General features: G+C 50.5%; 8 protein-coding genes. 6 read left to right on the forward strand and 2 right to left on the reverse strand.

The genetic code is table 11. From position 1 onward, the window contains the following. Window positions 1-241 precede the first annotated feature (241 nt). A complete protein-coding gene (locus KOR42_RS27150; RefSeq protein ID WP_197441572.1) occupies window positions 242-385 on the reverse strand; it encodes a hypothetical protein in 144 nt (47 codons plus the stop codon). Window positions 386-722: 337 nt separating this feature from the next. Between KOR42_RS27150 and KOR42_RS25065 the strand changes: the two genes are divergently transcribed. From KOR42_RS25065 to KOR42_RS25080, 4 genes are all read left to right on the forward strand, one after another. Next, on the forward strand, window positions 723-1208 hold the full coding sequence (locus KOR42_RS25065; RefSeq protein WP_146512548.1) for a ferredoxin: 486 nt from the start codon (window positions 723-725) through the stop codon (window positions 1206-1208). 123 nt (window positions 1209-1331) lie between these two features. Continuing rightward, window positions 1332-1652 carry a hypothetical protein gene (locus tag KOR42_RS25070; protein ID WP_146512549.1) on the forward strand — a complete coding sequence of 107 codons (321 nt, stop codon included), beginning with the start codon at window positions 1332-1334 and terminating at the stop codon, window positions 1650-1652. A gap of 273 nt (window positions 1653-1925) precedes the next feature. Next, window positions 1926-2186, forward strand: coding sequence for a hypothetical protein (locus tag KOR42_RS25075; protein ID WP_146512550.1), 261 nt, complete (start codon window positions 1926-1928; stop codon window positions 2184-2186). Window positions 2187-2389: 203 nt separating this feature from the next. Further along, the gene (locus KOR42_RS25080) at window positions 2390-3781 is read left to right on the forward strand and encodes a right-handed parallel beta-helix repeat-containing protein (RefSeq protein ID WP_146512551.1); all 1392 of its coding nucleotides are present in this window, start codon (window positions 2390-2392) and stop codon (window positions 3779-3781) included. A gap of 125 nt (window positions 3782-3906) precedes the next feature. Here the strand turns inward: KOR42_RS25080 and KOR42_RS25085 are convergent, their stop codons facing one another. Beyond that, window positions 3907-4776 carry a PEP-CTERM sorting domain-containing protein gene (locus KOR42_RS25085; protein WP_197441573.1) on the reverse strand — a complete coding sequence of 290 codons (870 nt, stop codon included), beginning with the start codon at window positions 4774-4776 and terminating at the stop codon, window positions 3907-3909. A gap of 292 nt (window positions 4777-5068) precedes the next feature. Here KOR42_RS25085 and KOR42_RS25090 point away from each other — a divergent pair, with 292 nt between their 5' ends. Together KOR42_RS25090 and KOR42_RS25095 are read left to right on the forward strand one after the other, a co-directional pair. Then, on the forward strand, window positions 5069-5698 hold the full coding sequence (locus KOR42_RS25090) for an RNA polymerase sigma factor (protein WP_146512553.1): 630 nt from the start codon (window positions 5069-5071) through the stop codon (window positions 5696-5698). A 4-nt stretch (window positions 5699-5702) separates the two neighbouring features. Beyond that, window positions 5703-7994, forward strand: coding sequence for a serine/threonine-protein kinase (locus tag KOR42_RS25095; RefSeq protein WP_146512554.1), 2292 nt, complete (start codon window positions 5703-5705; stop codon window positions 7992-7994). Window positions 7995-8686 lie beyond the last annotated feature (692 nt).

Genomic DNA, 8686 nt, shown 5'->3' on the forward strand with positions numbered 1-8686 from the left:
TCTTCGCATGCGAATACGGCTCGACATACTTGCGTCCAATCCGAAGCGACAGCTTTGCCACTTCCAACAACACATTCGTTCGTGGGGAATCACTCATCACCAGATTTTAGCGCATTCTCATCTCAGATTCCAGAGATGTTTTCAACAATGCAACCCGTGATCTGGTGGCCTGCTTCCAGAATGCCCTGAATTGATTGTCCGCCCGGTTACTCCTCTTCCGAACTGGGAGGGCAATCTATTGCTATTGAATGACGACGAATGCTTCGACCATAGTTAATTGTGGCAGCGATTCATCACTTTCTCTTGCTGGAGTGTTGATGACGACATAAAACTTGGAGAGAATCGGAAAAGACTTGGAAGAAGTTTTGGATCGTCTGGATTTCATGCTGGGTGCTCCTCGTCCTCACGGTTTCGGTATCAGGCGTTCTGGCGACTTCATCGGTCTACAATTCTCCAACTGCGCCTTCGATTAATTCTCTCGCTGAACGAATTATTTTCGTGACGCACATTGAAAAAATTGCGGAATGGTTTGCAGGATTTCTTGTAACGACGGGAGTTCTGGCCGGGATATTTCAATTCAAGTCACGGTGCAGGAAAATTGCACAGCAGTGCGAGAAGGCGGTTGATTAGAAAGCGCGCACGATGGAATCATTGCTCCGACAGGATCGTCGAGTTTTTCACGCGTAGGCACTACTCACCATTCCGGAAGAGGGCTAAGAGCAATGGAAACTGGCTATTTTCAGAATCCACGTCGTTTTCCCAAAAACGCCGAGGGGCCATTCTATACCACAGGCCATCGGTCCTGTGGTGATGACCTGATGAATGGCAAAACTGGATGGTTTGGAGATTGCTTAGCATGCGAGGCACCTGAACTCGAGGCGCCCGAGCTACTCGCCGTGCTCGATAATGAGAACAGTGATACGTACTTCGTTCGACAGCCGTCGACACAAGACGAAATTGATGAAGCCTGCAGTGCAGCAAGCGTTTGCTGTGTTGCTGCACTGCGGTACGGAGGACGTGACCGCACCATCATTTCTAAGCTTGGTAATGACCCTGGACTTTGTGATTACATTATCGATGACCGTGGCAATCTAGTAGCAACACTTGATGAAGAAGGCAATCTGCTGCCATTTGCAGTACGTCTCATCGAAATCCAACGCTCGGAATGGCGAAAACGCAACAAAAAGTGGTACCAATTCTGGTTGTAACCGAACTCCGTGAATTTACTGGTCCAGCTTAATCGCATGTAACAATCGAACCAAAGTGGTGCTCGATGGTCCAAGAATGTGTGGCGGTAATTTGAGTCGCTACGAAATCGGAGTTGTTGTCGAGTGAAATTCGATCCCACGAAGATTGAGTTCATCAAGCGAAAGCAGGAATGGCTCAACGAAGTTGCGATGGAAGTCTTTGTTGATACCGTCTCTTCGTTTCCAGTGGATCGGTTGATTCGAGTCGTGGACAACATCGTTTGGTCAGAGTCGATCGACGATGTGGATGTGCAATTTGAGGTCATTGTCCACCAGGTCGATGATCATGGACTACCTGTTCAAATTTGTGCCGACGGAGTCTTCAAACTTGATCAGGAGCATCAGTTGATCTCAGCATCAGGCGGCTATTTCGACTACTTGAAGCCACTTGAACCTGATCGGTGAGACGGGGGAGCAACGAGTCGGAGTGACTTCGACCAGTTGCCTCGAGCTTTGGACGACCAAAGCGACGAATCGTCGTTGGTGACGAGTGAAAGCGATCGATCGGCAGGCGACAGCTTGATTGAGCATCTTGTGTGAGAATTGAAAATCGTCGGAATGTCATAATCCGGTCAACAACTTCGTTTTCACAATCACTTATCCCGTTGTGGGGTACTATCCATTCCCGGCCGATCACTTCTTCACGGAGATTCAGGCTGTCACAGGAACGAATGAACGATGAAGCCGGTTGTGTTTTATTACGCAGATGGAAGCGACGTGCGGGAGGGGGACAACATCCGCACTGGAAATGTTCCGAAAGCGGTCGTTCTAAAAGTCATTCAGCCAAATTCGCAAGATGCAAAAGACTATTCCTGCGAACAAGGAGGTATATTGATTGAAGAGTATTGGGAGAACGGGCCTGGTCTCGTCGTTGAAACCAGGCCAGACGGCATGTTCTGGGAAGACTACGAACTCATCAGTCGCAAGCAGATCCCGTGAAATCACCAAAACAGATCAATGAAGTCGACTTTCCCCAGCCCGTTGCTTCGTCGTCAGTCTAAGCTATTCATCTGAATGGGCGGCGAATTCATCGCGGCAAACATGGCTCGGAGAGGAAGGACTCTATCCAACCAGGATCGAGTGGCGTGACGATTGAACCTGATCGCTTATACTTACGCTTTCACTCTCGCTGGAGATGTTGCATGTTTCGTTGGGGCGTGTCGTGTGTTGTGGTTTGTCTGCTGGCCGGTTCGAGTTCCGTCTTCGCAGAAGAAATTCGGGTCAAAGCGGACGATTCGCTCGCGAAAGTTGTGGCAACAGCTTCCTCTGGAGCGGTCCTTCGAATTGCTCCGGGTGTTAAGGTCGAAGACTTCGTCATCCGCAAGCCGATCCATTTGATCGGTGATGGTTCCGAACGGGTGTCAATTGGTTCGGTTCTCGTCTCCGCAGATGATGTCACGCTGGAGAATCTGGAGTTTGGCGGGCATGCGGAAGCGGTCCTTCGAATCCGAAATACGCAGCGTGTAAAAGTGGACAACTGTCGCATCTCGAACACGAATCAGGAACATCTCGGATATGGCATGCAGGTTCGAAACGTCTCCACGCTCGATGTCAGCGACTGTGACATCATCGGCAACTCGGTTGGGATGGTCGCTCTCAGTCTGACGGATGGAACGTTTCGAGGCTGTGAAGTGACCAATCGTCTTGATGGTCTGATCTTCTCGGATTCGTCGAGCAATGTTTTGGTCGAAGACTGCTTCATCCATCATCACCTGGGAGAAGGAAGACCGGGCCACCATGCGGATGGAATTCAGTGTTTCCGAGGAGTCAAGAATCTGACTGTTCGTGGCTGTCGATTGATGGCCAATATGCAGCATATGATGTTTGAGTCGACCGATGGAATCACGATTGATAAGACGACGAGTTGCGGATCAACGGGGACGACGATCACGTTCGGCTGGGAGAATGCGAAGAATGCGACTCTGACCGGAAACACGTTCGCCTTTGCTGGTCTATCGCTCTTTAATATGACCGCTAGCGGTTACAAGCTGGATCATAACATTCTGGTCAGTGGGCATTCGAAGCCCGCTCTGTCGGTCAAGGGAGTCGAGGGGATTCAGTCCAACCACAATATCTTCTGGAATTCACCCCGAGCAGAGAAGCCGCAGATCGCGGTCAGTGAAATCGCGTTCCATCGCAATTTTAAGGAGTATCAGCAGGCTAGCGGGATGGATGCGGACTCGGAGAATCGTGATCCAGGGTTCGTGAACGCTCCCCTTGCGATCGCCCCCATCGACCCGCGTCGCTACACCTCAGCCCGAAGCAACTGGCTGCCACTGTGGGCTCATGATGAACTCTTCCGTGTTGGAGACGTGATCGAAGTCAACTTCGACGGCGTCGCACGTGAATGTCTCGCAATCGAAGATAAAGGCCTGCGATTTAAACCCGCCTTAGCAAAAATGCCAAGCAACGCGCCGTTCGTTGTCACCTGGGGCGATAATGAAGACATTCAGCCCGACCTTTCCCTTCGGGCTGATCGCGAAGATGCAGTTTTAACCACTCCTCTTAATAACTCTGAGAGTTCACTTGAGTGAGGTTAAACAGTCCAACAGATCTAAACACGCAAGGGGCTCTTGCACCGGAGGAATGCTTTAGCGGATCGACAAGCCCCGAGTTCGTCCGTTTCTTTTACGTGCTGAGCGAATTATGAACGGCGTGCTCACTCGACGGTACGAACCGATTTGCGAGGTCGTTGACGTTTTCTGATATAGCTGAGGAAACCGAAACTTCCCAACCCGATCAACGCGAATGACGATGGTTCCGGAACGACGTTGGATTGAAATCGATTGTTCACGATACCAACATCACTGGAGTCGACCGAATAGACCTCTGATGCATTCGGTCCCTGAATCGTAAAAACGTCTCCGGATTTCGTCAGATTGAATGTGTTGCCAAACTGAATCGTTGGACGTGTCGGGGCATATCCTTGAATTGTCGTCAGCGAAAAGAACATGGTGACGGGAACGTTGACTGGGACTTGCATCACACCGGTTGAGATCGGCTGAGCGTTCCCATTGGCGGAAAAGTTACTAAGCATGCCGCTCTTCAGGACCGGTGGAGAGGATGGATCAAGAATTTCCGCATACGTTCCGCCTGCAAGATACCCGTGTGTTCCTGCGTTGACGAGAATATTCGAATAGATGAACTGTGCAGGATCGATTGTCCCACTCAAGTCGAGATTCATAATGATGTCAACTGGGGAGTTGCCGGTTGAACTAAAAATGGTTTCGAACTGGACAGTTGCTGTCACCTCCTGACGTTGAGGTGCGTATTGTCCATTGTTGCGCGCCTCCGCGTAGATCCCGATTGAACCCGGGTTGACATTCACTCGAACTTCACCCCAGTTCTTTAATTGATAATCGGTTGGCCCTGAAAACGAATAGTTGATCGATGTGCTTGTCGGACCGACGGACTCGATCGGACCCGTTGACCCGTAGCTATCGGCATTATGGGTCATCGAATATTCGACACCTGCCCCGGCGTTGCACGACATCGTAACAACAAAGAATAGAGCGATCGTGGTTCTCATCTGAAGCCTCTCCCCGATTCTGTGAATTTGATTCAACGGCATGAAATCTCTAATGGTGGATCAACGGCACGTCACGACTCTGGTTGGTTCAGCCCTTCATGTAGAAAAGCGAGTGCTACAAAGCAGGGACATCATCAAAACCGAAAAATTAGGCATGTTTTGCAAAATTCATGATGTCTCGATCAGTCGGGCTGCGCTTAACCAGAAGAAGGGAGAATTGCGTCCAGTCGATTGTGGAGCTAGAGTGAAATGAATCAGATCACATCTAGTTGTCCGATAAGCTCAGTGTGCAATGACTGGTTACGACAACAGTTCCCAATTGCAGAGTCTCGTTCATCGAGCATCGGCGGGAGACCCGTCTGCGTCCGAGGAATTGCTGGATCGTACGTTTCAGCAATTGCGGAAAATGACGAGTCGGATGTTGCGGAATTATCCCCGGTTGCGGCGCTGGGAAGAGACAGACGACGTCTTTCAAAATGCCGCTTTCAAACTTTGTCGATCGCTGGAAGAAGCCCGTCCCGAGACTGTCGCTGGCTATTTCGGGCTGGCAGCCACGCAAATTCGCCGAACACTGATCGATCTCGTTCGCCATCATTTCGGTCCTCACGGGCATGGAGCCAATCACCACAGCGACGGTGAGGCGGCTGATGACGGTCGACTCAAACGGCTTGCTGATACGCACGGAGAACCGCAAACACTCGACCAGTGGGGTGAATTTCATGAATCCGTCGATCAACTTCCGGACGACGCCCGCAATGTCTTCGAGATGATCTGGTATGGAGGACTGGAGCAGAAAGACGTCGCGGAAGTTCTGAAGGTTTCGGTTCCAACAATTCAGCGACGATGGTATCTGGCCCAGCATCTCCTGCATCAACAATTCGGTGACAAATCCCCTCATAACGGACATCAAAGTCGACCATAAAAAGATGAGCGACGAAGAGACGATTGGAAATCTGGTCATCACCTGGTGCGAAGCGAACGCAGTGGGGCAGCATGTCACTGTCGATGAGCTGTGTGATCAGCATCCGGAACTTGCCGATGAAGTCGCTGCGAGGATCGAAAGTCTCCAGGCGATGCAATGGCTCACTGATGGGCCGTCCGCCGAACACGAATCGGATTGTCCCTTCCCACGTCACTTTGCAGAGTTTTCTAACTCAGATGAAGAGGACTCGCTGCCTGACACGCAATTGACAATAGAACAATTGATGAGTTCCATCTCTGCGAGCGGGCTGAGAACCGCAGAGAGCATTCAAATTGTTAAGGACTCATTGAACGGAAACTGCCCCAAAGAATTTGCCAAACTTCTGGTTCGTGAGAAACTACTGACGCCATATCAGGCCCGTACATTTCTCACCGGAAGCGACGAACCGATCGTTCTCGATGAATACGAAATTCTGGACCGCATCGGCGTCGGCGGGATGGGAATCGTCTATCGAGCCTTGCACCGCACGATGGATCGTGTCGTTGCGTCAAAAATCCTCCCACGGGAGATGGTCGATTCCCAAGAGAAGGTGCTCCGATTTCAACGTGAAGTCAAGACTTCCGCAAAGCTGAGACACCCGAACATCGTTACGACTTATGATGCTCGTCAATGTGACGGAATTCACTTTCTTGTTATGGAGTATATCGCCGGGAAAAATCTCGACGAAATCGTCAAGGAAAACGGAGCACTCAGTGTTTCCCAATCGGTCAACCTCATCCTACAGGCAGCACATGGACTGAAGCATTCCCACGCTCAGGGAATCATTCATCGAGATATTAAACCTGGGAACTTAATTCTCGATCCTTCGGGCAGGTTGAAAATTCTTGATATGGGGTTGGCCCGCGTTAGATCGACTGATGCTGACGTTGAATCGATGATTCTGCACAATCTGACGGAAGCGGGCGCGGTGATGGGGACTGTTCATTATATGTCTCCCGAGCAGGCCTTAGATTCAATGACTGCCGATCATCGAAGCGATATCTACTCGCTGGGATGTACGTTGTTTCACCTGTTGACAGGAAGTCCTGTATATCCGGAGAAGACAATACTGAAAATCGTGATGGCTCACCAGCAGGCAGGGATTCCATCTTTGAAAGACTTCCGGAACGACGTGCCCAACGAGCTTGACGAAATCTGCATAAAGATGCTGGCAAAACGCCCGGAGGATCGTTTCCAAAGTCTGTCAGCCGTGATCGAAGCTTTAGAATCCCTCAAGCTTGATACTTGCGAGTCGTCTGTCGCTCTCGAATCACCTCGTTTGGAACGATCTTTAGTCGATACCAAGCTTCCAGAGACGACAGGTCATTCTCAATCACATACATTAAAACCCTCGGACAGCAAAAGTGGCTCGAATGAACGAGGGGCAAGAACAAATACGAACTTGATTGCTTTCGCAGGGATGGTTTTAGTGGTGGGGCTTGCGTCCGCTTTCTTTCTCTGGCCGAAGGTTCGGTCGGTAGTGCTTCAGGTTGAAAATGAAGAGTCGAAAGTAGCTGACGATCTTGATTCGTCCGAAGACAGCGTGGATGCTTCACTCACAAGTCGCGGAAATTCAGAAGACGACGGTGAGCAGATTCTTGAGAGTGACGTCGCGAAATGGGTACTGGAGCGGGGTGGGAAGGTCCGTGTTGAGTCGTATGGCGGCGAGAGTCACTTCGTAACTTCACCCGAAATGCTCCCTCCGGGGCCTTTATTACTTCGGGGCATCTATATCGAAACCACAGATAAGAGAATCTCCGACGAAGACGTGAAACGGTTTCGATTCCTCAAAGGGCTTCAGCTGTTAAATCTGAATCACCAGTATCTTTCCGAAAGCTCGATCGACATCATTGCCAATCTTCCACCTTTGGAGCAGCTTTCACTGATGAACTGCCAAGTTACAGATCGAGCACTTCGAAAGATTGTCGCCGCGCATCCTGATTTGATCAATCTGGGTTTCGGCAACTGCCCTGTCACTGAATCGGGATTGGGCGAAATCGTCAAGCTGAAACAGCTTCGATCCCTATTCTTGATCACATTGCCGTTGACATACGACAATTTTGACCAGTTCAAAGTGCTCGAGTCACTTGAAGTTTTCTATGTCACATGGACGCAGCTTGATGACAACGGATTGGAACAACTCTCAAAGTGGCCGAACCTGAAGAAGGTCGCAGTGACCGGGACGAAGGTGACTGATGAGGGAATTCGTCGGTTTCGCGAGAAACGGCCAGACTGCATCCTGATCACGTCCGACTGAGGGAAGTCTTCAGGGAGAAAACAATCAATCTGCGGCAAATCTCAATTCAGGCGAGCGCCTCTGGCTTCAAGCAGAAACCGATTGGCCAACCTCACACGATGGAATCCTCTCGATTCCTCCCGGGCAACGACTCAGTCAACGCCGCGTTCAGGATGGCCATGACAAATTCATTCAACTGATCCCGGAAAGGGATCGCTCGGAGTGGAAAGCAGTCGACCAGAGAATCACACAGGAACTGACTGCTCAACACCGGACACTGCGTTCTAATGAACCGAGTGCGAAGTGAATCGCAAACGGGATGATCTCTGCCATCTGTCGGGCCTCTGCGACTCAGCAAGAAATCGACCGGTGGAACTACCAGATGATCGCTTCTCACGCATCTTGGAGATCACAATTGCCAAAACCCCGAGGAAGGCCCCGGGATTTTGGTGTTGGTGCAATACCTTTGGCAGTAAACTTAAGTTTACATCGGGGCTGCGTTTATCTCAAAAACTGAAGGCGGCTGGAACTCATGGCGTGCTCCCCATTTTCTGATCCAGATGTTATGAGAGTCAACCGACCGATTTTGGTTCGAGGAGACTTTGATGACGAAGCGACGACGACGTAAGCCTGAGCAGATTGTGAAGCTGTTGCAGGAGGGGCAAGCGATGTTGGCGGCAGGAAAGTCGCTGGCTGAGGTGTTGCAGAAGCTG

The sequence above is a fragment of the Thalassoglobus neptunius genome (assembly GCF_007859735.1).
GTDB classification, from domain to species: Bacteria; Planctomycetota; Planctomycetia; order Planctomycetales; family Planctomycetaceae; genus Thalassoglobus; species Thalassoglobus neptunius.

Bases quoted from the DNA above. Each gene is read 5' to 3' on its own strand.
- KOR42_RS25075 (WP_146512550.1), top strand. From the start codon at position 1,926: ATGAAGCCGGTTGTGTTTTATTACGCAGATGGAAGCGACGTGCGGGAG.
- KOR42_RS25085 (WP_197441573.1), bottom strand. From the start codon at position 4,776: ATGAGAACCACGATCGCTCTATTCTTTGTTGTTACGATGTCGTGCAAC.
- KOR42_RS25065 (WP_146512548.1), top strand. From the start codon at position 723: ATGGAAACTGGCTATTTTCAGAATCCACGTCGTTTTCCCAAAAACGCC.
- KOR42_RS25090 (WP_146512553.1), top strand. From the start codon at position 5,069: ATGACTGGTTACGACAACAGTTCCCAATTGCAGAGTCTCGTTCATCGA.
- KOR42_RS25095 (WP_146512554.1), top strand. From the start codon at position 5,703: ATGAGCGACGAAGAGACGATTGGAAATCTGGTCATCACCTGGTGCGAA.
- KOR42_RS27150 (WP_197441572.1), bottom strand. From the start codon at position 385: ATGAAATCCAGACGATCCAAAACTTCTTCCAAGTCTTTTCCGATTCTC.
- KOR42_RS25080 (WP_146512551.1), top strand. From the start codon at position 2,390: ATGTTTCGTTGGGGCGTGTCGTGTGTTGTGGTTTGTCTGCTGGCCGGT.